This window comes from Streptomyces xiamenensis, from assembly GCF_000993785.3.
GTDB lineage: Bacteria > Actinomycetota > Actinomycetes > Streptomycetales > Streptomycetaceae > Streptomyces > Streptomyces xiamenensis.
Genome location: NZ_CP009922.3, coordinates 5,277,742 through 5,303,953, shown reverse-complemented (window position 1 = coordinate 5,303,953; position 26,212 = coordinate 5,277,742). Strand labels below are relative to the sequence as shown.

12 protein-coding genes and 1 riboswitch are annotated in these 26,212 nt (G+C 74.5%); of the genes, 9 read left to right on the top strand and 3 right to left on the bottom strand.

Translation table 11 applies throughout. From position 1 onward, the window contains the following. Positions 1-88: 88 nt before the first annotated feature. The 4 genes from SXIM_RS24335 (at position 89) to SXIM_RS24320 (ending at position 4,684) form a co-directional block, all read left to right on the top strand. A complete protein-coding gene (locus tag SXIM_RS24335) occupies positions 89-697 on the top strand; it encodes a helix-turn-helix domain-containing protein (RefSeq protein ID WP_030731202.1) in 609 nt (202 codons plus the stop codon). Further along, positions 694-906 carry a hypothetical protein gene (locus tag SXIM_RS24330; protein WP_046725123.1) on the top strand — a complete coding sequence of 71 codons (213 nt, stop codon included), beginning with the start codon at positions 694-696 and terminating at the stop codon, positions 904-906. Before SXIM_RS24335 ends, SXIM_RS24330 begins: the two co-directional genes overlap by 4 nt. A gap of 46 nt (positions 907-952) precedes the next feature. Next, positions 953-1,177: riboswitch (cobalamin riboswitch) on the top strand. 151 nt (positions 1,178-1,328) lie between these two features. Then, on the top strand, positions 1,329-3,653 hold the full coding sequence (metE, locus tag SXIM_RS24325; protein WP_046725122.1) for a 5-methyltetrahydropteroyltriglutamate--homocysteine S-methyltransferase: 2,325 nt from the start codon (positions 1,329-1,331) through the stop codon (positions 3,651-3,653). Between the two features lie 194 nt (positions 3,654-3,847). Continuing rightward, positions 3,848-4,684: an endonuclease I family protein gene (locus SXIM_RS24320; protein WP_078847020.1), complete on the top strand. Its 837-nt coding sequence runs from the start codon at positions 3,848-3,850 to the stop codon at positions 4,682-4,684. 34 nt (positions 4,685-4,718) lie between these two features. Here SXIM_RS24320 and SXIM_RS24315 read toward each other — a convergent pair whose 3' ends face one another. From SXIM_RS24315 to SXIM_RS28350, 3 genes are all read right to left on the bottom strand, one after another. After that, positions 4,719-6,890 (bottom strand): MMPL family transporter, encoded by a 2,172-nt coding sequence (locus tag SXIM_RS24315; protein WP_046725121.1) that lies wholly within the window; start codon positions 6,888-6,890, stop codon positions 4,719-4,721. A gap of 203 nt (positions 6,891-7,093) precedes the next feature. After that, complete coding sequence (locus tag SXIM_RS24310) at positions 7,094-8,338, bottom strand: MFS transporter (protein ID WP_030731188.1); 1,245 nt, start codon at positions 8,336-8,338, stop codon at positions 7,094-7,096. A 63-nt stretch (positions 8,339-8,401) separates the two neighbouring features. After that, positions 8,402-19,420 (bottom strand): hybrid non-ribosomal peptide synthetase/type I polyketide synthase, encoded by an 11,019-nt coding sequence (locus tag SXIM_RS28350; protein WP_046725120.1) that lies wholly within the window; start codon positions 19,418-19,420, stop codon positions 8,402-8,404. A 442-nt stretch (positions 19,421-19,862) separates the two neighbouring features. On the opposite strand from SXIM_RS28350, the gene SXIM_RS28345 reads away from it, so the two are divergent. The 5 genes from SXIM_RS28345 to SXIM_RS28630 are packed head-to-tail and all read left to right on the top strand — an operon-like array spanning position 19,863 to position 26,209. Beyond that, entirely contained in the window at positions 19,863-21,017 is a 1,155-nt protein-coding gene (locus tag SXIM_RS28345) for a hypothetical protein (protein ID WP_053116288.1), read from the top strand. Further along, on the top strand, positions 21,014-22,162 hold the full coding sequence (locus tag SXIM_RS24290; RefSeq protein ID WP_030731174.1) for a CbiQ family ECF transporter T component: 1,149 nt from the start codon (positions 21,014-21,016) through the stop codon (positions 22,160-22,162). Before SXIM_RS28345 ends, SXIM_RS24290 begins: the two co-directional genes overlap by 4 nt. Next, positions 22,159-23,793 (top strand): ABC transporter ATP-binding protein, encoded by a 1,635-nt coding sequence (locus SXIM_RS24285; RefSeq protein ID WP_046725119.1) that lies wholly within the window; start codon positions 22,159-22,161, stop codon positions 23,791-23,793. Before SXIM_RS24290 ends, SXIM_RS24285 begins: the two co-directional genes overlap by 4 nt. Further along, on the top strand, positions 23,790-24,728 hold the full coding sequence (locus tag SXIM_RS24280; RefSeq protein WP_246156932.1) for an ECF transporter S component: 939 nt from the start codon (positions 23,790-23,792) through the stop codon (positions 24,726-24,728). The genes SXIM_RS24285 and SXIM_RS24280 overlap by 4 nt, the downstream gene beginning before the upstream one ends. Then, the gene (locus SXIM_RS28630; protein WP_052385198.1) at positions 24,725-26,209 is read left to right on the top strand and encodes a prenyltransferase/squalene oxidase repeat-containing protein; all 1,485 of its coding nucleotides are present in this window, start codon (positions 24,725-24,727) and stop codon (positions 26,207-26,209) included. Before SXIM_RS24280 ends, SXIM_RS28630 begins: the two co-directional genes overlap by 4 nt. The last annotated feature ends 3 nt before the right edge of the window (positions 26,210-26,212 follow it).

The following is a 26,212-nucleotide window of genomic DNA, read 5'->3' as shown; positions in this document are numbered from 1 at the left end:
CGTTCGGAGGGTGAATCGGGCGCACAGGCTCTTTGCCCCAGAGGCAAAACATTTGCCTCTGGGGCGAGATTTTGCTTGCATCGGAGCCATGAACTCCGAGCTGCCGGCGATGGCACCCCGGCTGCGCGAGCTGCGCGGCAGGGCCGGGCTGACCCTGGAGTCGGCCGCCGGCCGGGCCGGGCTCTCCCCCGCCCATCTGTCCCGGCTGGAGACCGGACAGCGCCAGCCCTCGCTGCCGGTGCTGCTGTCCCTGGCCCGGATCTACGGTACGACGGTGGCCGAGCTGCTCGGCGAGCTGCCCGCAGCCGCCGACCCCGTCGTGCGCGGCGGCCCGCAGGCCGGGCCCGGTGCCCGCGAGGCGGACGGCTGGAGGTACTGGCCGGCGGGCGGGCCCGCCCGCGCCATGCAGGCGCTGCGGGTCCGGGTGCCGTACGGCGGCGGCCAGGACGACCTCGTACGCGTGCACGCCGGCGAGGAGTGGCTGTACGTGCTCGGCGGCCGGCTGCGGCTCACCCTCGGCGAGGCGCGGCATCTGCTGGAGCCGGGCGACAGCGCGCACTTCGACTCGCTCACCCCGCACCGGATCGGCGCCGCCGATCCCGAGGGCGTGGAACTGCTGTTCGTGCACACCCTGCTGCGCAGCGGGGCCGCCCAGCTCTGCCTGGGCGGCGACGGAAGGGAGACGGTCCTGCCATGACGCCACGCGAGGAGCACGGGGAACCCGCCGAAGGCACGCCGGCGGCGGCACCCGCACCAGCCGCACCGCCCGCGCCGGCCGGAAAGCGCGCGAAGGGCGGCGAGCTGCCGCCCGGTTTCCTGCCCCGGCTGTTCCTGTACGGGGTGCTGGGCCACGTGGTGGTCGCGCTGATCTTCCTCATGGTGTGGGCGGGTTCGCGCGCCCAGTGACCCGTCCGGCATACGAACGGGGTGTCCGGTGACGGGGTGGACCGCTTAGGGTGGCGGACGCAGCTGGTTCGCCCTGCCCGCCAGGCAGACGCGTCGTAAGAGGGAACCCGGTGGGAATCCGGGACTGCCCCGCAGCGGTGAGCGGGAACGACCGCCGTCAAACGCACTGGAGCCGAAGCCCGGTTCTGGGAAGCGACGGCCACTAGGAAGCCTCGTCATCCGGCGAGCAACGCCCGCGAGTCCGAAGACCTGCCGCTGTCCGCGCGCATCCGTGCGCGGTTCCCGGTGACCCTCGAGGGTGGGTCGGCGTCACGCGTCGGGCGGCCGGCGGGCTCCGTCCCGCGCACGCCCGGGCGATCGCCCCTTCGCGCCCCCGCAGTGGTCCACCGGACACCGGAGTGACACTCGCGAAGGAGAGTTCCGTGACCGCACAGTCCGCAGCCGCGGCAGCACGGGCCACCGTGTACGGCGTACCCCGGCAGGGGCCCGACCGGGAGCTGAAGAGGGCCATCGAGGGGTACTGGAAGGGCCGCACCGACGCCGCCGCACTGCACGGTACGGCCGCCGCACTGCGCCGCGACAACTGGCGCCGGCTGGCCGAGGCCGGCGTCCACGAGGTACCCACCGGCGACTTCTCGTACTACGACCACGTCCTGGACACCGCCGTCATGGTCGGCGCCGTCCCCGCGCGGCACCGGGCCGCCGTCGCCGCCGACCCGCTGGACGGCTACTTCGCCATGGCGCGCGGCACCCAGGACGTGGCGCCGCTGGAGATGACGAAGTGGTTCGACACCAACTACCACTACCTCGTCCCCGAGCTGGGTCCTGACACCGTCTTCAGCGCCGACTCCACCACCCAGGTCGCGCAGCTGAAGGAGGCGCTGGCGCTGGGTCACACCGCGCGCCCGGTGCTGGTGGGCCCCGTCACCTTCCTGCTGCTGGCCAAGCCGGCGCCGGGGGTGGCGGACGACTTCCAGCCGCTGACGCTGCTGGACCGGCTGCTGCCGGTGTACGCGGAGGTGCTGGCCGATCTGCGGGCGGCGGGCGCCCGCTGGGTGCAGCTGGACGAGCCGGCGCTGGTCGCGGACCGGACGCCGGCCGAGCTGAACGCCACCGCCCGCGCGTACCGTCAGCTGGGTGCGCTGACCGACCGGCCGCAGCTGCTGGTCGCCTCGTACTTCGACCGGCTCGGCGAGGCGCTGCCGGTGCTGGCGAAGTCCCCGGTCGAGGGCCTCGCGCTGGACTTCACCGGCCCCGCCGCGGCGAACCTGCCGGAGCTGGCCGCCGCAGGCGGGCTGCCGGGCAAGCGCCTGGTGGCGGGCGTGGTGGACGGCCGCAATGTGTGGATCAACGATCTGGGTGCGTCGCTGAGCACCCTGGGCACGCTGCTCGGTCTCGCGGACCGGGTGGACGTGGCGGCCTCCTGCTCGCTGCTGCACGTGCCGCTGGACGCCGCGGCGGAGCGGGACATCGATCCGCAGCTGGCCCGCTGGCTGGCGTTCGCCGTGCAGAAGACCGAGGAGATCGTCACCCTGGCGCGCGGTCTGTCCGAGGGCACCGGGGCGATCACCGCCCGGCTGGCCGCCAACCGCGCCGATCTGGCCTCCCGGGCCAACTCGCCGCTGGCCCACGACCCGGCGGTGCGGGCCCGTACCGCCGCCGTGACGGAGGCCGACGCGCGCCGCTCCGCCGCCTACCCGGAGCGGGCGGCGGCGCAGCACGACCGGCTGGGGCTGCCGCTGCTGCCGGTGACGACCATCGGGTCCTTCCCGCAGACCGGGGAACTGCGCACGGCGCGCGCCGATCTGCGGGCCGGGCGCATCGACGAGACCGCCTACGAGGGCCGGATCGCGACCGAGATCCATGAGGTGATCGGTTTCCAGGAACGCGCAGGGCTGGATGTGCTGGTGCACGGCGAGCCCGAACGCAACGACATGGTGCAGTACTTCGCCGAGCAGCTGACCGGCGCGCTGACCACCCGGCACGGCTGGGTGCAGTCCTACGGCACCCGGTACGTAAGGCCGCCGATCCTGGCCGGGGACCTCTCGCGCCCGGAGCCGATGACGGTGCGCTGGACGCGGTACGCGCAGTCGCTGACCGAGCGGCCGGTGAAGGGCATGCTGACCGGTCCGGTGACGATGCTGGCCTGGTCCTTCGTGCGGGACGACCAGCCGCAGGCGGAGACCGCCCGGCAGATGGCGCTGGCGCTGCGGGACGAGGTGCAGGACCTGGAGGCGGCCGGCAGTTCGGTGATCCAGGTGGACGAGCCGGCGCTGCGCGAGACGCTGCCGCTGCGGGCCGCCGAGCGCGAGGAGTACCTGGCGTGGGCGACCGAGGCGTTCCGGCTGACGACGTCCGGGGTGCGTCCCGACACGCAGATCCACACCCACATGTGCTACGCCGAGTTCGGCGACATCCTGCGGGCGATCGACGAGCTGGACGCCGATGTGATCAGCCTGGAGGCGGCCCGTTCCCACATGCGGGTGGCCGATGAGCTGGGCGCGGCCGGCTATCCGCGGGAGGTCGGCCCGGGCGTGTACGACATCCACTCGCCGCGGGTGCCCGACGTGGCGGAGGCGGCGGCGCTGCTGCGCAAGGGGCTGTCGGCGATTCCGGCCGAGCGGCTGTGGGTCAATCCGGACTGCGGGCTGAAGACGCGGGGCTGGACGGAGGTGCGGGCGGCGCTGGAGAACCTGGTGGCGGCGGCCCGTGAGGTGCGTGAAGGGCTGCCGGTGACCGGGGCCTGACGGTGTGGCGGGCGGGGAGGGAGCGTGGGCTCCTTCCCCGCCCGCCGCGCGTTCGCGCCGCGGTAGCCCGTGGGACATGAGGTCTTGACCCAACTGTCGTGCTGGACGCGCGTAGTGCGGGCCGTGTGGTGGCAGGATCACGACAACGTCCGTCAGGCCGGCGGACGGCCCGTCCTTTGAGAGGTCTCCCCCACATGCCTCAGAGCGCACCCCCCGCACCCGTCCCCGATACCGCCTCCGGCCCCGCGCGCGGGCGTGGGCGCGGCAGGCGGATCCTGCTGCCGGCCGCGATCGCGGCGCTGACGGCGGTGTTCGTCGCGCCGCTGCCGCAGGCCACCGCGGCCGACGACGTCTACTACCGTGACGCGCTGGGCAAGAGCGGCGAGCCGCTCAAGCAGGCGCTGCACGGGATCATCAGCGCGGACACCACCAAGCTGACGTACTCCCAGGTGTGGGAGGCGCTCAAGGTCACCGACGCCGATCCGAACCGGCCCGGCAACGTGGTGCTGATATACAGCGGCATCTCCCGCAGCGCCGCCAACAACGGCGGCAACACCGGGCAGTGGAACCGCGAACACGTGTGGCCGCAGTCGCACGGCAACTTCGGCACCGCGGCCGGCCCCGGCACGGACCTGCACCATCTGCGGCCCGAGGACGTCCAGGTCAACGGCGTGCGCGGCAACAAGGACTTCGACAACGGGGGCAGCGCCGTCTCGGGCGCGCCCGGCAACTACACGGACGCCGACTCCTGGGAGCCCCGGGACGCCGTCAAGGGCGACGTGGCCCGGATGGTGTTCTACATGGCGGTGCGCTACGAGGGCGGTGACGGGTTCGCTGATCTGGAGGTCAACAACACGGCGGGGAACGGCAGCGTGCCCTACCTCGGCCGGCTGTCGGTGCTCAAGGAGTGGCACGAGCAGGACCCGCCGGACGCGAACGAGCGGCGCCGCAACGAGGTGATCTTCGAGGACTACCAGAACAACCGCAACCCGTTCATCGACCACCCGGAGTGGGTGGAGGCCATCTGGTAGCCGGGCCGGGAGCGGTGGACCGCCGGCCGCCCGGTCAGGAACCGTGGGCGTGCTCCAGGCGCTTGCCCTCGATGTCGGGGTCGGGCAGCCGGCGGAACCAGCGCGGGTGGGACCAGATGCGGCCCCCGGCGATGGCCATCACCGCGGGCACGAGCGTGAGGCGGACCACAAAGGCGTCCAGCAGCACGCCGATGGCGAAGCTGAAGCCGATGGCCTTGATGGTCGCGTCACTGGTGAACATGAAGGCGACGAAGATCGAGAACATGATGAGCGCGGCGGCGGTCACCACCCGCGCGGAGTGGGACATGCCGCGCACCACCGCGGCGCGCGCCTCGCCGGTGCGGGTGTAGTCCTCCTTGATGCGGGAGACGACGAAGACCTCGTAGTCGCTGGAGAGCCCGAAGATGATCGCCAGCATGATGATCGGGAGGAAGCTGACGGTCTCGGCGGGTTCGATGTTGAACAGGTGCTGCCCCCAGCCCCATTGGAAGACCGCGACCTGGGCGCCGAAGGCGGCCAGGATCGACAGCAGGAAGCCGAGCACCGACTTGAGCGGGACGAGGAAGGTGCGGAAGGCGAAGGTCAGCAGGAGGAACGCCAGGCCGACGACGACGATCAGGAAGACGGGCAGGGCGGAGGACAACTTGGCGGAGACATCGATGTTGGAGGCGGTGTTGCCGCCCACCAGGATGGCGGCTCCGGTGTCGCCCTCGATCGCGGCGCGGTCGCCGCGGATGCGGTGCACGAGGGAGGTGGTGGCCTCGTCGTTCGGTCCGCTGCCCGGGGTCACCTGGATGACGGAGACGTCGTTGGCCATGGTCAGCGGCTGCACGGCGGCCACGTCCGGCAGTGTGCCCAGCGCCGCCACCAGTTGATCGGTCTGGCTCTTGTCCGTGACGTGGTCGGCGACGATCAGCAGCGGGCCGTTCGCTCCCACCCCGAAGCCCTCGGTGATCAGATCGTAGGCCTGGCGCTGGGTGTTGGAGGTCGGCTGGGAGGACCCGCTCGGCAGTCCGAGCCGCATGTGGGTGGCGGGCAGCGCCAGCAGACCCAGCAGCAGCACTCCGAGGAACAGCACCGGCACCCGGTGCCGCACGATGAACGCGCCCCAGCGCGCGCCGCGATGCTCCTCGGGGGCGGTGGCGGCGGTGTGCGCGGTGCGCTCCAGACGCGCGTGCAGCCGGCGCGGGCGGCCCGGGAACCGCACGATGTGCGGCCCGGCGAAGCCGAGCATCGCCGGCAGCAGCGTCAGCGCGATCAGCATGGCGACCAGTACCGCGCCGGCCGCGCTCAGGCCCATGACGGCCAGGAACGGGATGCCGACCACCGACAGTCCGCACAGCGCGATGATCACGGTGAGCGCGGCGAAGACCACTGCGCCGCCGGCGGTGCCCACCGACAGCGCGGCCGAGTCCTGCGGGTCCATGCCGCGCAGGACGTGGTTGCGGTGCCGGTAGAGGACGAACAGCCCGTAGTCGATGCCGCAGGACAGGCCGAGCATGATGGCGACGGTGGTGGAGGCGGTGGCGACATCCACCACGGCGGCCAGGGCGGTCACCGACATGATGGTGATGAGGATGCCGAGGATCGCGGTGATGATCGGCATCCCGGCCGCGATGAGGGACCCGAAGGTGATCAGCAGGATGATCAGCGCGACGATGACCCCGACGATCTCCGGTGTCTCGGAGGGCGCGGCGTTCCAGCCGGGGAAGACGCTGCCGGAGTAGGCGACATGCACCCCGGCCGCCTGCGCCGGTTCCACCGCCTTCTTCACGTCCTCCAGCGTGGAGGCGTCCACGCTGCCGGGCTGCACGCTGTACTGCACCGACCCCAGGCCGATGGTGCCGTCCGGGGAGACGGCCCCGCCGTGGAAGGGGTCGGTGGCGACGGCGACCTGCGGCACCGCCTTGAGGTTCTGGATGGACGTCTCGATGGCGTCGCGCTGCCGGGTGTCGACGATCCGGCCGTCGCCCTCGGCGGCGAAGACCAGCTGGGTCTGTCCGCCGCTCAGCTCCGGTACGCGCTCGCTGAGCAGGTTGGTGGCGCGCTGCGACTCGGTGCCCGGGATGGTGAAGTTGTCGTTGGTCTTGCCACCGCTCGCGGTGGCGGCGCCGATCGCGACGACGGCGACGAGCAACCAGATCGCCAGGACGATCCGGCGGTGCGCGAAGGACCACCTTCCGATGCGGAACAAGAACGTGGACATGGTGTTCCTTCCGGGCCGGAGAGATCACACGCGATCATCCACGCCCGGGGACGCAGGGAACATTTGCGACACGCGGGCCGGGATGCCGGCGCGCTGTGCGGTCGCGGCCGTCGTGCGCTCGCCGCGCACACCGGTCCAGGACCCCGGTGTGCGGGCTCGATGACGGCGCCGTGGCCGGCGGTGGGGGCGTGTGCGCCCGCCGGTCAGCGGCCGGGTTCGGGGTCCGGCTGGGCCGGGGTGGCGGGCGCGGTGGGGGCCCGCTCGGTTGCGGGGCGCTCGGTCAGCGGGGTGGTGCGGGTCAGGGCCAGGACGGCGAGCAGGGCCGCGGCGTACAGACCGGCCAGCAGCTGGAATCCCAGCGTGAAGGACCCCGTGCTGTCCTTGATCGTGCCCAGCGCGGAAATGGCGGCGAAGCCCCCGGCGTTGGCGCAGAAGTTCCCGAACCCGGAGCTGAAGCCCGCCGTGCGCTGCCCCAGATAGTGGAGTCCCACACCGAACAGCGGGCCGAAGTACAGCTGGACGAACAGGGCGTTCACCCCGATCACCAGCAGCAGCGGCACCACCCCGTCCACCAGCGGCAGTACGGCCAGCGAGGCGCACAGCGCGGTCAGCGCGATGGTGATGACCAGCAGCGGGCGGCCCAGCCGGTCCGAGAGCCAGCCGCCCAGCAGATTGGACGGCGCGGTGATCAGCGCGCTGACGGCCGCGATCGCCCCCGCCCCCGACAGGGACATGTCGTGCTCGGCCACCAGATAGCTCGGCAGCCAGAAGGCCAGTCCCTGCGCGGTGGCCAGGCGGGCGAACTGGATGACGCCGATCAGCCACAGCGCCGGATGTCCGAACAGCCGCCGGATCTCCGTGAGCCGGGGGAAGGACCCGGGTTCGCGGTGCGGATCGGTGCCCACCCGGTGGTAGAGCACCGCCCACAGCACCCCGGTCGCGCCGAAGATCACGAACAGCCAGCGCCAGCCGAGCGGGCCGACCACCAGCGGGCCCAGGGTGTTCAGCAGGACGCTGGAGGCGAAGCCGCCCGCCACGTACAGGCCCATCGCCGTGGCCTTGCGGTCGGCCGGGAACTGCTCCCTGATGAGCATCATGCCCGGGGCGAAGATCAGGGAGCGGAACAGTCCCGACACCGCCTGCACCGCCAGCAGCCAGCCGTAGGGGTGGAGGACCGCGAAGGCCAGCGCCGTCGCGTTGGTGCCCACCACCCCCACGCAGAACAGCAGCTTCGGCGAGTAGCGGTCCGTCAGCCAGCCCGCGGGCACCTGCATCAGGGCGTACACGAGCGTCGCGATGGCCGCGAGCTGCCCGGCCTGCGCGAAGGACAGCCCCAGGTCCTCGCGGATGAGCGGCAGGAACAGGGCGATGCCGCCCATGCCGAGCGCCTGGCTGCTCTGCCCGAGCACGATCAGCCAGGTGTCCGCTCTGCCGCTCCCCCGTGCCATGCCGGCCCCTTGTCCGCTCGATCGCCGCCGGCGGCACGGATGCCGTGCCGCCGGCGCCCGACCCTACCGCGCGTCGTCCGCGCCGGTGCCGGGCAGCGGGGCGTGCGGATCGGCCAGCAGCCGCGCCAGCAGGTCGGCGAGATCACCTCCCCACGCCTCGATCGTGGCGGCGTCGAACAGATCCGTGGAGTACTCCAGGGTCACGGTGAGCCGGTCCGGACGAGGGGTCAGCACCACGTACAGCTCGGTCCGCGCGGTGCCGGAGACCGGCAGCGACCGTACGGTCGTGCGGACCCCGGGCAGTTCCACCGCCGGCGGTTCGGTGGTCACGACCGTGAACAGCACCGCGGGGAACGGTCCGGCCCCGTACTCCGGTGCCACCAGCCGCACCACCTCCGCCAGCGGCAGCGCCTGATGGTCCATCGCCGTGAACAGCGCGGGGCCCAGTCGCGCCACCAGATGGGCGAACGTGTCCGCCTCGGGGAGCCGGGCGCGCAGCGCCACCGCCTCGCCCAGCATGCCGAACACCTCCTCGTGCTCCCGGCGGGCCACCCGGTTGGCGCTGGACGCCGCCAGCACCACATCGGACCGGCCGCCGAGCCGGGCCAGCCACACGGCGAACGCCCCGGCCAGCACCGTGTACGGGGTGCCGCCCAGCTCCGTGGCCGTCTCCCGGATCTGGGCCGGCAGCTCGCCGTCCAGGGTGAAGGTGTGCAGCGCGCCCCGTCCCGACAGCACCGGCGGGCGCGGGCGGTCGTAGGGGAGTACGGGCCGCAGCGGCACCCCGTCCAGTTCGCCGCGCCAGAACCGCTCCAGTTCGGCGCGGCGTTCCCCGGTCACCTGCTCGGCCGCCCAGCGGGCGTACTCCGGGAAGTCGGCCGCCGGCCGCGGCAGGGTCCGGCCCGCGTACAGGGCGGACAGGTCGCGCCACAGCAGGCCCATCGACCAGCCGTCGCAGACCGCGTGGTGCAGCACCACCACCAGCAGCCAGCGGTCCGGGGCGAGGCGGCCGAGCCGGAAGCGGAACAGCGGGGCCCGCTCCAGATCGAAGGGCTGCCCGGCGGCCTCCTGGCAAAAGGCGTCGGTCTCCGCCTCGGTCAGGTCCGCCACGGGGACGTCGAAGGGAACGTCCGCCGGGAACTCGGCCCGGTCGCCGGTCAGCCGCAGCCGCAGCGCGGCGTGCCGCGCCACCAGGGCGCGCAGCGCGCCGGTCAGGGCGGCCGGGTCGAGGTCCCCGGTCAGCTCCAGGCGGTGGGCGACGTTGTAGACGGCCGGGTTGGGGTTCGCGCGGTGCCGCTGTGCCAGCCGCCGCAGCAGGGACGTCGCGGGGACCGTCTCCACCCCGCTCCGTCCTTCCTGCCCGGTCGCGGCGCCGGAGCGCGGACCGGCCTCTGTCGCGATCGGGCTCCCGGCCCCGTCCCCGGCCTCGAAGTGCGCGGCGGCGGCCCGGACCGTGGGGGCCCCGAAGAAACCGGCCATCGTGAGTGTCCGGCCGGTGCGGCCGTGCTCCTCGTTCATCCGGTGCACCAGCCGGATGGCGCTCAGCGAGTGGCCGCCGAGCTGGAAGAAGGACCGGGTGACACAGATCCCGCCCGGCAGGTCCAGCTCGTCGCACCACAGGTCGTGCAGCGACTTCTCCAGCGGAGTGCCGGGCTCCTCGACCGGCTCACCGGGATCCTCGCCCGTGCCGGTGGCCGGGGCCGGGTCGGGAAGCCGGTCCCGGTCCAGCTTGCCCGAGGCGTTGACCGGCAGCCGCTCCAGCGGCACCCAGTGGCGGGGCACCAGGTGCCCCGGCAGGGTGTCGCGGAGCGCGGCCCGCAGTGCGCCGGTGTCCGTCCCCGGCTCCGTCACCACGTACGCGACCAGTTCGGCCTCACCGCGCCGGTCGCGGCGGGCGAGCACCGCCGCCTCCCGGACTCCGGGCAGCCGGGTCAGCGCCGCCCGCGCCTCGGCCGGTTCCACCCGGAACCCGCGGATCTTCACCTGGTCATCGGTGCGCCCCAGGAAGGCGAGGGTGCCGTCCGCCTGCCAGCGGCCGAGATCCCCCGTGCGGTAGGTCCGCACGCCGTCCGGGCCGGTGGAGAAGACGGCGGCGCTCTCGTCGGGCCTGCCGTGGTAGCCGTGCGCCACCGCGGGGCCGCCGATCTCGATCTCGCCGACCGCGCCCACCGGGACCTCGGCCCCGGCGGCGTCCAGCAGCCGGATCCGCACCCCGGGGAGCGGGCGGCCGATCGGCGGCCGGTCCTCGCTCACCCGGTGCGAGGTGACGACGATCGACCCCTCGGTGGGCCCGTACTGGTTGAACAGCTCGCACTGCGGATGCGCGGCGCGGAAGCGCCGGAAGGCGGGGGTGAGTTCCAGGGGTTCCCCGGCCGAGAACAGCTCGCGCAGGGACGGCAGGCGGGGCTCCGTCTCCATCAGATAGCGCAGCGGGGTGCAGGGCATGAACATCCGCTCGACGGCGTGCTCGCGCACCGCCGCCGCGACGGCGGCCGGGTCGTGCCGTACCGCCTCGTCGATCAGGACGAGTTCGGCGCCGGCCGCCAGGGTGGTGAAGATCTCCTGCACGCTGACGTCGAAGGCGGGCGAGGTCCACTGGAGGGTGCGCAGCGCGGGGTGTGCCGCGAGATGGCCGCGTACCAGCATGGCCGGGCCGCGGTGCGGCACGATCACGCCCTTGGGGCGGCCGGTGGAGCCGGAGGTGTAGAGGCAGTAGGCCGGGTCGTCGGGGCCGGCGGGATCTGCCGGCGGCCCCGCCTGGGCACCGGCCGTGTCCAGCGTCCGCGGCATCAGCAGCACGGGCACGCCGGTCTCCGCGGCGAGGGCACCGTACTGCTCGGTGGGCAGCCCCGCGCCGCTGAGCAGCAGCGTGGGCCCGCCGTCGCGCGCGAGCTCCGCCAGGCGGGCCGCCGGCAGCGCGGGGTCGAGCGGCAGATAGGCGGCGCCGCTGCCCAGGACCGCCAGCAGCGCGGTGATCAGCTCGGGGCCGCGCGGCAGCAGCACGGCGACCCGCTCGCCGCGCCGTGCGCCCTGGGCGCGCAGCAGATGGGCGAGGGCGTGGGCACGGTCGCGCAGTTCGCGGTAGGTGAGGGTGCTCCCGTCGGCCGCCGTGCGCAGGGCGGGGGCGTCCGGGGTCCGCCCCGCCTGCCGCTCGAACAGCGCGTGCAGGGTGTCGTCCGCGCCGGGGTGGGCGGGCGGTTCCGGGGTGTGGTGGGCGAGCAGTTCGGCCCGGTCGGCGTCGGTCGGCGCGGTCAGTTCGGACAGCGGGGCGTCCGGGGTCCGCAGGACGTGCCGCAGCGTCTGCTCGACGGAGCCGATCAGCCGGCGCACGGTGCGTTCGGTGAAGAGCGCGGTGTCGTACTCGGCCATGAACCGCAACCCGTCACCGTGGTGGGTGAGGTAGAAGCTGAGGTCGAACGGCGCGCGGTCGCTGGGTACGTCCAGCAGGTCGGACGCGGTCTGCCGCTCGTACTCCACCATCACCTGGAACAGCGGGTTGCGGCCCGGGTCGCGGCGCGGGTTCAGGGCACGCACCAGGTCGTCGAAGGGCACCTCGCGGTGTTCGTAGGCGGCCGTGCTGCGGTCCCGCACCCGGTGCAGCACCGTCCCGAAGTCGGGGTCGCCGCTGAGATCGACGCGCAGCGCGACGGTGTCGAGGAAGAGTCCGACCTCGTGCGCGGCGTCCGGGGGCCGGGCGTCGACCGCCGTCCCGAGGACGAGGTCGGTGGTGCCGCTGAAGCGGCCGAGCACCGCACCGATGGCGGCGGTCATGGCCATGAACACGGTGGCGCGCCGCTCGGCGCAGTACCGGCCCAGGTCCGCCATCAGCGCGCCGTCCAGCTCGTGGCTGAGAGCGGCCCCGGCGCCGGTGCGCACCGCCGGGCGCGGGTGGTCGGTGGGCAGCGTCAGGTCGGGCACACCGGCGAGTTCACCGCGCCAGAACTCCAGGTCGGCGGCGATGTGTTCGGGCCCCGGTGGCGGCGGGACGGCGGACGGGGTGAGCGGTGGCAGGCCGGCGGGCAGCGGCCAGGAGCGCAGTTCGGCGGTGAGGTCGCGGGCGAGGACGGCCGTGGAGGCGGAGTCCACGACCAGGTGGTGGACGACGAGGAACAACAGGTGCCGGTCCGGGGCCAGGCGCAGCAGCCGGGCGGCCAGCAGCGGGCCCCGCGCGAGGTCGAGGACCTCGCCCGCGGTGCGGTCGAGCACGGCGCGCAGGGCTTCTTCCTCGGTGGCGCCGCTGTGGTCGTCCACCGGCAGCTCGATCGTGACGTGCTCGCGCACCTCCCGGTGGGGGACGCCGTCGGACTGGGGGAAGACCGTACGCAGCGCCGGCTGGCGGGCGATGACCCGCTCCAGGGCGCCCCGTACGGCGGCCGGGTCCAGGGGGCCGTCCAGGCGAATGGCCTTGGGCTCGTGGTACATGCGGGTGCCGGGCTGGAGTTGTTCCTGCACCCAGATCCGCCGCTGGGCCGGGGTCAACGCCTGGCGTCCGGTGGGGAGGGAGGTGCGCAGCCGGTCGAGCAGCGGCAGTGCGTCGAGCACCCGCTGGGGGGCCACGCCGAAGTCGACGAAGCAGGCGATCTCGTCGGCACCGGCGTCGGTCAGGGACCGGACGGTCGCGGCGGCGTCCTTCTCGTCGCCGATCAGGGCGCGGTCGGCGCAGTACCGCTCGTAGGCGCGGCCCAGCAGGAAGTCGACGTCCTCGGGGTCGGTGTTCTCCAGGTCGACCTCGACGCCGAGGCTGTTGGTGACCTGGTTGAACAGGGCGAGCGAGGAGCGCAGATAGGAGAGGAAGGGCTGGTACGCCTCGGCCCTGGCCGCCGCGGCGTCCTCGCCGAGGAAGGTGTGCACGAGTACCACGACGCGTCCGGCCGCCGGGTCCAGGCCGTGTTCGGCGCGGGTGCTCCGGTAGAGGGCGATGTTCTCGGCGAGTTGCTCGACGGTCTGCGCCATCAGGTTGGTGACGATGCCCAGGTCCTCGCGGGCGGCCCGGCGGTAGCTGTCCGGGTTGCCGACGACGGCCACGTACAGCGGCGGTTGTTCCTGGAGGGGGCGCGGGTGCAGCCGTATCTCGGTGGCCGTGCCGTCCCCGGCGGTGACCTCCACGGGGTCGCCGGACCACAGCTGCCGCACCGTCTCCAGCTGTTCGTACATCAGCTCGCGGTGCCGGCCGTAGTTCTGGGGTGCGAGCGAGAAGTCGCGGGCGTGCCAGCCGCTGGCGACGCAGATGCCGGCCCGGCCGCCGGAGATGTTGTCCACGACGGACCACTCCTCGGCGACCCGGGCCGGGTGGTGCAGCGGCAGCACGACGGAGCCGGCGTGCAGCCGTACCCGCCGGGTCCTGGCCGCGAGTGCGGCGGCGAGCACGGAGGGGTTGGGGAACAGCGCGCCGAAGGAGTCGAAGTGCCGTTCGGGGAACCACAGGGCGTGGAAGCCGTGCTGGTCGGCGAACTCACCGGCCGCCATGATGAGTTCGTACTTGTCGCGCTGCTGCTCCTCGGGATAGTCGCCGAAGAAGTACAGACTGAAATCGGGCACGCCGGCCGGTGCGGCGGTGGGTACGGGGGCGGGGGCCGGGGCCCGGGTGGTCACGGGTGCGGGGTGGCCGGGTACCGGCACCACGGGGGCCGGGGCGGTGGGTGGCGCCACGGGCTCGGGTGCGGCGGCCGGCACGGGCGGGAGCGCGGCAACGGGCTCCCGGTCGCGGGCCGCCGAGGGGGCCGGCTCGGCAGCCGGCTCGCCCGGCGCGCTGCCGGCGGAGAGCAGGTCGAGCTGGCGGGACATCAGCTCGGTCACCTGGTCCACGAGGTGACGGGTGGTGCGCAGTTGCTCGACGACCACCTCGGTGGCCGCCGTCGCGCCGGTCACCTGCGGTGCGGGGGCCGTCGGCGCCTCATCGGCGGGAGCGGCGTCCGGCGGGAGGTGTGCCCCGCCCGGCCGGTCCGGTGCGCCGGCCCCGTCGGCGGATATCGCCGCGGTCGGCGTATCCACCGCGGGTGCGGCGTCCGTGCCACTCGAAGGCGCGGACGGCGCGGGGGCCGTGGGCCACGGTGCGGTGCCACCCCGGGCCGTGATCAGGGCGGCGAGGCGTTGCGGGGTGTCCGCGTCGGAGAACAGGTCGCGTACGGGGACGCGTACGCCGTACCGCTGCGACAGTTCGGCCGTCATTCCCATGAGCGCGAGCGAGTCGGCGCCCAGGGCGAAGAAGGAGGAGTCCGGACGGACCTCCGCGGCTTCCACGCCGAGTTTGCGCGCCGTCAGCTCCGCGACCACCGCCAGCACATCGGCCTCGGCGGACGGTTCGGCCCTTACGGGCGCGAGGGCGCCGTCCGCCCGGGCGGAGTCGCTCTGCGCGGCTCCCGCCGGTCCGGGCGATCCCGGACCGTCGACCGACACCTCGGGCTCCGGTGCACGCTCCTCACTCAGGCTGTCCGATGACGGTGGCCGCCCGGCCCCCGCGCGACAGGCGGCAGCGCCGGATGCCGGGGCCGAAGATGCCGGGCCACCATGGGTCGTGGCCGCGTCGGCCGGTGCCGGGGTCCGCACCGGCGGGGTGTCGCCCGGTCCTTCGGCCCGCCACGCCGGGAAGGTCCGGGGGCGGCGCGGGGGTCCGGGGAGGGGGACGCGGGTGCCTTCGGCGGTCAGGGCCCGCCAGTTCAGTGGGTGACCCCTGCGGTACAGCTCGGCCAGCGCGGGCAGCAGTCCGGACAGCCAGCGGCTGTCCGGGACGCAGTGGCGGCCCAGGCCCGCCAGGGTGGCTCCGGGGCCGATCTCCAGGAAGTCCTGGTATCCCTCGCGGGCTGCCGTGGCCATGGCCAGGTCGAAGCGGACCGGGCGGCGGGCGTGCCGGATGAGGTGGTCCGCGTCGGGCACCCAGCCCACCGGCCGCATCTCGCCGTCCAGGCCGCTGATCAGCGGTATTCGCAGCGGAGTGAACGTGATCGTCTCGGCCCGCTCGCGGAACGCGTCCAGTGCCGCGTCCAGCGTCGCCGAGTGGAACGCCCGGTCCACCGGGAGGGCCTGCCAGCGGATGCCCTCGGCGTCCAGCAGTTCGCGTGTCCTCGCGATCGCCGGCTCCGCCCCGGACAGCACGAGGGAGCGCGGGCCGTTGACGGCCGCCACCTCCACGCCGCCCGCTTGGGCGATCCGTTCGGCGGTGGCCAGGTCGGCGCGCAGTGCCACCGCCCCTCCGGGCGGGGCCAGCCGGCGCATCAGGCTGCCGCGTTCCGTCGTCAGGTACAGCGCGTCGGCCGCGCTCAGCCCGCCGGCCGCGCACAGGGCCGCGTACTCGCCGAGGCTGTGGGCGAGCACCACGTCCGGTCGCACGCCGAGCGACGCCCACCGTTCCACCAGGGCCGTCTGCGCGGCGAACAGGAGGGGTTGCGGTGCGTCCTCGGTCACGGACAAGTAGGCCGCCAGGGCCTCCAGGGTGCCCTCCGGTGCGCCCTGGCCGGAGAAGGCGAAGGCCAGCCGGCCGGGCGCGGGTGCGGGCGAGTGGCCCGGCTCCAGGCTCTCCAGGGCGGCGATGAGTTCCTCGACGCTCTCGCCGATGACGGCCGCGCGGGCGCCGGTGTGGTGCGTCCGGCCCAGGGTCAGGGTCGTGGACACGTCCGCCGGGTCGAGACCGGGGTGCTGCCGCAGGTGGGCGGCGAGTTCCGTGGCGAGTTCGGACAGGGCGGCGGTGTCCCGTGCGGACAGGGGCAGCAGAACGGGGCGTGCCGCCGCTTCCTCGCGCGCCGGCACCGGCGGCGCCTCCTCCAGGATCACGTGGGCGTTGGTGCCGCCCACGCCCAGCGCGCTCACGCCGGCACGGCGCGGGATGCCGGGCCGGGGCTGCCAGGCCCCGCGTGCGGTGGGCAGGGTGAGCGGGCCGTCCGTCAGCGGCAGCGCGGGGTGCGGGGTGCGCAGGTGCAGTGTCGGCAGCAGGGTGCGGTGGCGCAGCATCAGGACGGTCTTGATCAGCCCCGCCAGGCCGGCGCAGGTGTCGAGATGGCCGATGCTCGACTTCACCGAGCCGACGGCGCAGAAGCCGGTGCGGTCCGTCCCCTCGCCCAGGGCGCGGGAGAGGGCCTCGAACTCGACCGGGTCGCCCAGCGCCGTACCGGTGCCGTGGGCCTCGACGTAGGAGACGGTGTCGCCGGTGATGCCGGCCGCCCGCAGGGCGTCGCGGACCACCGCCACCTGGCCCGCCACTCCGGGGGCGCTGAATCCGACCTTGCCCGAGCCGTCGTTGTTGACGGCCGAGCCGAGGATCACGGCGTGCACGGTGTCGCCGTCGGCCAGCGCCCGGTCCAGGCGCTTGAGCACCACGGCGGCGACGCCGTTGCCGCCCACCGTGCCGTCCGCCGCGGCGTCGAAGGGGCGGCAGCGGCCACTGGGCGACAGGATCGATCCGGGGTGCGAGCGGTAGCCGGTGTCCTGTGCGGTGTGGACGGCGGCGGCTCCCGCCAGTGCCATGTCCGCATCGCCGCTGAGCAGCGACTGCGCGGCGAGGTGCACGGCGACCAGGGAGGAGGAGCAGGCGGTCTGGACGCCGATGGCCGGTCCGGTGAGCCCGAGCCGGTAGGCGACGCGGGTGGCGAGGAAGTCGGGCTGGGTGCCCATCGCCCACTGCATCGCCTCCACCGGGTCACCGGCGGCGGCACCGCTCCCGGGGCCGCCCTCCTGGTGGCCGTACAGCTGCATCCCGCTGCCGGCGAACACCCCGATCCGCTGGTCGCCCTCGTCCCCGGCGTGGCCGCTGTGTTCCAGCGCCCGGCGGCAGACCTCCAGAAACAGCCGGTGGGCTGGGTGGGTGGCGCCGGCCTCGCGCGGGGCGATGCCGAAGGATTCGGCGTCGAAGTCGTCGATGCCGTCGAGCGCGCCGATGACGGGGATGCGGTCACCGTCCCGCCCGGCGAAGGTGTGGACGCTGTCGACACCCTCGTAGAGGTTGCGCCAGTAGGCGTCGGTGTCGGCGGCCCCGGGGAAGCGGGCGGCCATGCCGATGACGGCGATCCGCCGGTCGGGGGCCTCGGTGCGCTCAGCTTCGGGGGCGCTGGGGGCCGGCACCGGGCCGGAGTCCTCGGCCAGCCGGGCGCCCAGCGCCGTCACCGTGGGGTGTTCGAACAGGGCGGTCTGCGGCACGGGCCGTCCCAGTACCTCCTCCAGCCGGGCGCGCAGGCGCACCATGCGGATGGAGTCCAGGCCGAGTTCGTAGAACGGGGTGTCCTGCGCGCCCGTGACCGGCCGCCCCAGGACGGCCGCGACCTCGTCGGCGACCACGGTGCGCACGTCGGGGCCCTGGTGGGCGGGGCGCGTGGATGTCCCGGGGCCGCCGTCGGGGGCCCCGGTGGGTATCTCCGGGCCGTCGAAGGCCCCGGCCAGCAGGCGTTCCAGCAGTTCCGCCCGCCGGATCTTGCCGGCCGGGGTGCGCGGGAAGCCGGCGGCCGGCACCGGGATCACCCGGTCCGCCGTCAGCCGCAGCCGCCCGAACAGGGCGGCCCTGATCTTCTGGGCGGTCGTGGCGTCCGCGGCCGGGCCGGAACCGCCGACGAAGAACACCGCCAGGCTCTCCCCCTTGTCGCCCTCCCCCGGCACTCCGCAGGCCGCGACATCGCCGGTGCGTACCCCGTCGGCGGAGGCGGCGGCCTCCTCTACCTCCTGGGAGAGCACGTTCAGCCCGTTGAGGATGATCACGTCCTTGCGGCGACCGGTCATCACCAGCTGTCCGTCCGCCAGATAGGCCAGGTCTCCGGTCTCCAGCCAGCGTGAGCCGTCCGGGAAGGCGATGGCGTCCGCCTCCGGGGCGTTGGCGTAGCCGGGGATGACCCGTGGCGAGGAGACCTGGAGCCGGCCGATCCACCGCTCCGGCAGGACCCGGCCCGCGTCGTCCACCACCCGGATCGCCGACCTGTGCGCCGGGGCGCCGCAGGCCACGAAGGTCAGGACCTCGCTCTCGGGGGCGTCCTGCGGCGCGGGGCTGACCTCGCCCGTCAGGCTGCCGCGCAGGACGCGCTGTACGGTGCCGGGCCGGTCCAGCCGCCCGAAGGTGATGGCGGTGGTCGTCTCGGCCATGCCCCAGGCGGTCATGAGGTGTTCGGCGCGCAGCCCGAAGGGGCCGGTCGCGGTGAGGAAGCGGCGCATGACGGGCTCGGCGATCCGTTCGCCGCCGCTGAGCAGGGACCGCACCCGGCTCAGGTCCCGCGCGCGTGCCCCGCCGGGCGCCGCCAGCGCCTCGGTGACGAGGGAGAAGCCGAAGGCGGGGGCCCAACTGTGGGTGGCCCGGTGGGTTTCGAGGAGATCGAGCCAGCGCAGCGGATCTGCCAGCACCAGATCCGTTGGCGCGTGCACGTTGGTCGTCCCGGTGAAGACGGCGAGCACGTGGTAGAGGAGGAAGGCGCCGCTGTGGTCCACGGGCAGCCAGTTGACGGTGGTGTCGTCCGGGCCGAGGTCCAGGATCCGGCGGCTGCTCGCGGCGAACACGGCGAGGCCGTGGTGGGTGAGCTGTGCCGCCTTGGGGGCTCCGGTGCTGCCCGAGGAGAGCATCAGCACGGCGATGTCCGCGCCGTCCGGCACGACGATGTCGGCATCGGCATCGAGGTCGAGGGCTTCGGGTCCCGTGGCGCAGTCCTCGGCGGCCACGGCCCGCAGGGCGGGGTCCGTACGGCTCAGACCGGCCGCTCCGCTCCGGTCGGTGAGCACCAGCGGAGCGTCCAGCAGGTCACAGACCTGGCGCAGCCGGTTCAGGGCCGGGGCGCCGGCCTCGGCGCGGTCGGCGATCGCCACCGGCCGGGCGCCGCCGAGCACACAGGCCCAGAACGCCGGGAAGAACGCGTCGAGCGGCAGTCCGCACAGCACGACCGGATCGCCGGGGCGCACTCCGTGTTCGCGCAGTCCGTTCAGCAGGCGCCGGGCTCGCAGTAACAATTCGGGATAGGTCTGGAAGGTGCTGCTCGTCCCGTCCGGGGTCACGGTGATGACACCGGCGTCGGGGGCTCGCCGGGCCGCGCGCTGTAGCGCCCGCACCAGGTCCGGTGCGTCGTCCTCGGTGAACTCCAGTTCGGGACCCAGGTATTGGGCGTCCCGTCGTGCGACGTTCATGTGCGTCCTTACGTTCCTGGATCACCACACACCCCGGCCGCGTCGGCCGCTCCGTGATCGGCGCGTGGTTGTTCCTGCATGATCCAGCACATCGGAGCGCAGATAAAGGTCTGGTCAAATCCGTGGTGGGCGGCCTATTCTGGCGGAGATTCCGTCTTTCGGGGGATCCATAACTTCATGCGTTGACGACCGAGGGAAGCCGGTGCGAATCCGGCACTGACCTGCAACCGTGTGCGACGTTCCGCGTCGCGAGTCGGATCACTCGGCTCGCCGGCGTGAACACCCGCTTCTCACTGTCACGGTCCGCAGCGTGGAGCCCTCAGCCCGTCCCGGCTGGTAGGCCCCTGCCGCTTTCGTCACCGAATGCGCGCCAGGGGTCTTCTCGTGCGGGCGGATGCCGGGCCCCGCCACGCACCGCGCCGGTCCGATGGAAAGGCATCCGATGCCCGTCGCCCGCGTCCGGGGCCACGCCCGCGCCCGAGCACGTGTCATGGCCGCCTGCCTGCTGTTCGGCCTGCTGGCCGCGCTGGGCGGGCCGGCCGGTACGGCGGCGGCAGCGGCCCCGGCCGGCCGGGTCGCGCTGGCCGGCACCCCCGGGTTCTGCCCGGACAGCAGTGGCGTCTCCGTGGTGGTCGACTACCAGGGGCTGGGCGGCGGCCGGATCGTGCGCTGTGCCCCCGGGCCGCAGGCGGACGGTCTCGCGGCGCTGCGCAACGCCGGCTTCGAGGTCGGCGGCACCACCCGCTGGGGCGACGCGTTCATCTGCCGTATCAACGGCCGGCCGGGCGCCGACAGCGAGAGCTGCGTGGACACCCCGCCCGCCACCGCGTACTGGTCGTACTGGCACGCGCCCAATGGCGGCGCGTGGACGTACAGCCAGCGCGGCGCCACCTACCGCACGCCGCCCGAGGGCAGCATCGAGGGCTGGTCGTTCGCGCTGACCGATGACGAGGACGAGATGGCGTCGCCGCCCGGCGTCGCCCCGCAGCGCCCGGCCGACAACGGCAGCGGGGGTGACGGCGGGGGCAGTGGCTCCCCCGGCGGGGGCGCGGGCGGCGGAGGCGCCGCCTCGGGCGGCAGCCCGTCCGGCGGCTCCGGGACGCCCGGCGGCTCGGGCGGCTCGGGCGGCTCGACCGACGGCGGGTCCGGGGGCGACGCCTCCGGCGGCTCGGCCACCGGCGGCCAGGACGGCACCGCCGCGGGCGCCCCCGGCGGTGAGCCCCCGCAGGACGCTCCCGATGGCGACGCGCCGGACGCCGAGGACCCCGACGCCCCGGACGCCGAGCAGGAGGACAAGGACACGGACGCGGACCGGGACGGGGACGAGGCGGCTGGCGAGGACCCCGCCGCCGAGGAGACCGACCCCGCTCCCGCCCCCACCGAGGCGGCCGGGTGGAGCGGTCAGGACGACGCCCACGACCCCTCCGCCACCGCCGGCTCCGGCGGCCCGTCCGCCGGCACCCTCGCCGCCATCGGCCTGGCCACCGCCCTGGCCGCCGGCGCGGGACTCACCGCCTGGCGCCGCCGCCTGGCCGCGAACGCCCCCACCGGCTCCACCACCCCCACCAGCACCACGGATACGGCCACCGACCAGTGATCACCCCTCTCCCCCGCGCCCTGCACCCCGGCGCCTGGTGGCTGTGGGCGCTCGGCCTCGCCGTCGCCGCCAGCCGCACCACCAACCCGGTGCTGCTCCTGCTGGTCATCGCCGTCGCCGGCTACGTCGTCGTCAGCCGCCGCACCGACGCGCCCTGGGCGCTGTCCTTCCGGATGTACCTGCTGTTCGGTGCCTTCATCGTCGTGATGCGGGTGCTGTTCCGCATCGTCTTCGGCGGCGGCCAGGGCTCCACCATCCTTTTCACGCTCCCCGAGATCCCGCTCCCCGAGGCCGCGGCCGGCATCAGGCTGCTGGGACCGGTCGCCGCCGAGCAACTCCTGGGCGGGGTGTACGACGGCCTCCAGCTCGCCGCCATGGTGATCTGCGTCGGCGCCGCCAACGCCCTCGCCAACCCCAAACGGCTGCTCAAGTCCCTGCCCGGCGCGCTGTACGAGATCGGCACCTCCGTCGTGGTCGCCCTCACCGTCGCCCCGCAGCTGATCGAGAGCGTGCAGCGGGTGCGCCGCGCCCGCCGGCTGCGCGGCGCCTCCGGCAAGGGGCGCGGCGCCCTGCGCGGCATCCTCATCCCCGTTCTCGAAGACGCGCTGAGCCGCTCCCTCGCCCTCGCCGCCGCCATGGCTTCCCGGGGATACGGGCGGCTGGGCGCCACCGCGCCCCGGGCCAGGCTGCTCACCGGACTGCTGGTCATCGGCGGTCTGCTGGGCGTGTGCGCCGGCCTGTACGGGACGCTCGACCCCTCCGCCTCCCGGCTGCTGGGGCTGCCACTGCTGCTGGGCGGCCTCGCGCTCGCCGTGACCGGTTTCCTCCTCGGCGGACGCCGGGTGCGGCGCAGCAGCTACCGGCCCGACCGGTGGCGCACCGGCGAACTCCTGGCCGCCGGCTCCGGACTCACCGCCGGTGCGCTCATGTACGTGAGCACCCGGGTGGACCCGGCCAATCTCTATCCCTCGCTCTCCCCGCTGAGCTGGCCCGAGGTGGCCGCGCTGCCGGCCGTCGCCGTCCTGGTGGGGCTGCTGCCCGCCTTCCTCACGCCCCCGCCCCCGTTCCCGACTCCGTCCACACCCCCGCAGCAGGCCGCCGCACCGCAGGACGCGGCGGTCCGTGAGGAGAAGACCCGCGCATGATCACGTTCGACTCGGTGAGTTTCCGCTACGACGGCGCCGCCCGTCCCACCCTGGCCGGGGTCGATCTGCGCGTCGAGGAGGGCGAGCTGTGCCTGATCGCCGGGCGTACCGGCTCGGGGAAGTCCACCCTGCTGGGGGCCGTCAACGGCCTGGTCCCCCGGTTCACCGGCGGTGAACTGCGCGGCCGGGTGACGGTCGCCGGGCAGAGCACGCAGTCCCGGCCGCCGCAGGAGTTCGCGCATCTGGTGGGCGTGGTGGGCCAGGACCCGCTGGCCGGGTTCGTCACCGACACCGTCGAGGAGGAACTCGCCTACGGCATGGAGCAGCTGGCGATCGGCCCGGACACGATGCGCAAGCGGGTCGAGGAGACCCTGGACCTGCTGGGCATCGCGGAGCTGCGGCACCGCCCGCTGCGTACCCTCTCCGGCGGCCAGCAGCAGCGGGTGGCGATCGGCGCGGTACTCACCGCGCACCCCTCCGTCCTGGTGCTGGACGAGCCGACCTCCGCGCTGGACCCGACCGCGGCCGAGGACGTGCTGTCGGCGATCCTGCGGCTGGTGCACGATCTGGGCACCACGGTGGTGATCGCCGAGCACCGCATGGAGCGCGTGCTCCAGTACGCGGACCGGCTGCTGTACCTGCCGGGGGACGGCAGCGTACGGTCCGGGACGCCCGCCGAGCTGATCGCGGAGTCCGACATCGCCCCGCCGATCGTTCATCTGGGCCGTATCGCCGGCTGGGACCCACTGCCGCTGTCGGTGCGCGACGCCCGCCGGCACGCCGCCGGGCTGCGCGAGCGCCTCGCGGGGCTGCGGCCTGCGCGGCCGCGCGCGGTGGGCGGCGGCGCGGTCGCGCTGACGGCGCGGAAGGTCACCGTGACCTACGGGGAGCACATCGCGGTGCGCGAGGTGGACCTGGAGGCACGGGGCGGGGAGATCATCGCGCTGATGGGCCGCAACGGCTCCGGCAAGTCCTCGCTGCTGTGGGCGTTGCAGGGTTCGGGCCCGCGCCGTTCCGGCGAGGTCGCGGTGGCGGCGCGGGGCACGGACCCGGGTGAGGTCTCGGCGCGGGAGGCACGGGCACTGGTGGGCCTGGTGCCGCAGACGGCGGCCGATCTGCTGTACCTGCAGACGGTGGACGGCGAGTGCGCGCAGGCCGACGCCGAGTCGCAGGCGGAGCCGGGCACCTGCCGCGCGCTGCTCGACCTGCTGACTCCCGGCATCCCCGGGGAGCGGCATCCACGGGACCTGTCCGAGGGGCAGCGGCTCGCGCTGGTGCTGGCGGTGCAGTTGACGGCGGCGCCGGACGTGGTGCTGCTGGACGAGCCGACCCGGGGCCTGGACTACCACGCCAAGCGGCACTTCGGGCGGGTGGTGCGGGAGCTGGCCGAACAGGGCCGGGCGGTGATGATCGCCACCCATGACGTGGAGTTCGTGGCCGCCACGGCGGACCGGGTGACGGTGATGGCGGAGGGCGAGATCGTCGCGGACGGCCCGACGGCCGACGTGATCTGTTCCTCCCCGTCGTTCGCGCCCCAGGTGGCGAAGATCCTCAAGCCGCAGCCGTGGCTGACGCCCGACCAGGTGGCGCGGGCGCTCGCGCCGGTCACGAGCGGGGAGGCCACCCGATGAGCGGGGCACGGCCGGTCCCGGGGCGCGGCGGCGACGGCACGCGGCCGGGCAAGGACGTGGCCGGCGGCGCGGGCAGCGCCGGAGACGCCGGGGCCCCCCGTACGGTCACGCGTGCCACCGCACTGCGGGTCGGCCCCCGGGCCGCCGTCGTCCTCGCGCTGGCCTCGGTGATCGGGCTCGGCATGTTCTGCTGGCCGCTGCTGATGCCGCCGCAGCCCCAGGCGGTGGCACACGCCGGGCAGGCCCCGCTCATGTTCGTGCTGCTGCTGCCGGTGATCCTGGCCGTCGTCCTCGCGGAGATCTCCGAGGGCGGCATCGACCCCAAGACGCTCGCGCTGCTGGGGGTACTGGCCGCCGTCAACGCCGCGCTGCGCCCGCTGGGCGCCGGCACCGCCGGGATCGAGACGGTGTTCTTCCTGCTGATCCTCGCCGGGCGGGTCTTCGGCCCCGGTTTCGGCTACGCGCTGGGCGCCATCTCGCTGTTCGCCTCCGCGCTGCTGACCGCCGGGGTCGGCCCGTGGCTGCCGTTCCAGATGATGGCCGCCGGCTGGGTGGGCCTGGGCGCCGGGCTGCTGCCGCGCCGGCTGACCGGGCGGGCGGAGATCGCACTGCTGGCCGGGTACGGGGTGGTGGCGGCGTACGTCTTCGGCTTCCTGATGAATCTGTGGTTCTGGCCGTTCGCGCTGGGCGACGGCACCCAGCTCTCCTTCGACCCGGAGGCCGGCCCGCTGGAGAACCTGCACACCTTCTTCCTCTACACCCTGGCCACCTCCACCTTCGGCTGGGACACCGGCCGGGCGGTGACCAACGCGATCGCGCTGTGCGTGCTGGGTCCCGCCGTCCTGGCCACCCTGCGCCGCGCAGCGCGCCGCGCCGCCTTCGACGTTCCCGTCACCTTCGCCTCTTCGACCGATCAAGGAGCCATGACCCGATGACGACCCTGCGCAGACGCGCGGCAGCCGTGCTGCCCGCCGCGCTGATAGCGACCGCGCTGGCGCTGCCCGGCGCCACGGCCCGCGCCGACGAGACGCCGCAGCAGCTGCTGTCCCCGGCCGAGGCCGCCGCCACCTGGGCGGTCGGCAAGCTCACCGATGACACCCACGCGTCCGCCGACCACGGGCTGACCGCCGACATCGTGATGGGCCTGGCCGCGACCGGCACCGCCGGCAGCACCGCCGAGCGGGCCACCGACTGGCTGGCGGCGAACGCCGGCGACTACATCCACCGGGGCAACCCGGACGCCGTCAACGCGGGCGGCACCGCCAAGCTGGCGCTGGTCGCGGCGATCGAGCACCGCGACCTGTCCGACTTCGGCGGCCACGACCTGGCGGGGCTGCTGCTGGACCGCGTGCAGGACACCGGCCGGTTCTCGGACGCCGGGCCCGCCGGAGACATGTCCAACCAGTTCACCCAGTCCCTGGGGGTGCTGGCGCTGGCCCGCACGGCCGAGGGCGCCCCGGAGAGCACCGTGGAGTTCCTGGCCTCCACGCGCTGCGCGGACGGCGGCTATCCGCTGTCGCTGCGCCGCAATCCGGACCGTTGCACCTCGGACACCGACAGCACCGGCATGGCGGTGCAGGCGCTGCTCGCGGTGGATCGTACGGCGGACGCCGCGCCCGGCCTGGACTGGCTGGAGGCCCAGCAGCAGGAGAACGGCGGCTGGGGCTACAACGCGGCCAGCGCCGCCAACTCCAACTCCACCGCACTCGCCGTCCAGGCGCTGGCGGGCGGCGGCCGGGACGCCGCCGCCGAGCGCGGCACGGCCTGGCTGCGCGGTGTGCAGGTGGGCTGCTCGGCCGTCGCGGCCGACCGGGGCGCGGTCGGCTACATGGAGCCGGTGGCCGACGGCATGGCGCTGCGCGCGACCGCCCAGGTGATCCCGGCGCTGGCGGGGGTGGCGCTGGGCGACATCGACGGCGCGGGCGGCGCGGCGGAGACGGCGCCCATCGCCTGCGGCCCCGGTGAGGGCGGTGACGGTGGCGGCGACAGCACGGTCGGCGGCGCGGGCGGCGCGGCGGACGGTGGTGCGGACGCCGGCGGCGCGGATGTGACCGCGGGCGGCGCCGACGGGGGTGCGGACGGCGGCCTGGACGGTGGCTCGGAGGGCGGTGCCGACTCCGGTACGGACACCGGGGGTTCGGGCGACGACGCGACGGGCGGCACCTCGGACGGCGATACCGGTGACCAGGGCGCCAACGGCGGCCCTGGCGACATCGACGGTTCCGACACCTCGGGCACCGCCACCTCCGGCACCGCCGGCGGCGGGGCGTCCGGCGGGCTGACCCCGGACGGCGGGCTGGCGAACACCGGCGCGAACCCGGTGCCGCTGGTGGCCGCCGCCGCCATGCTGCTGGCCGCCGGCTCGGGCGTGTACCTCCTCGCCCGGCAGCGGCGGCGCGGCGGGCTCCGCCCCTGATGC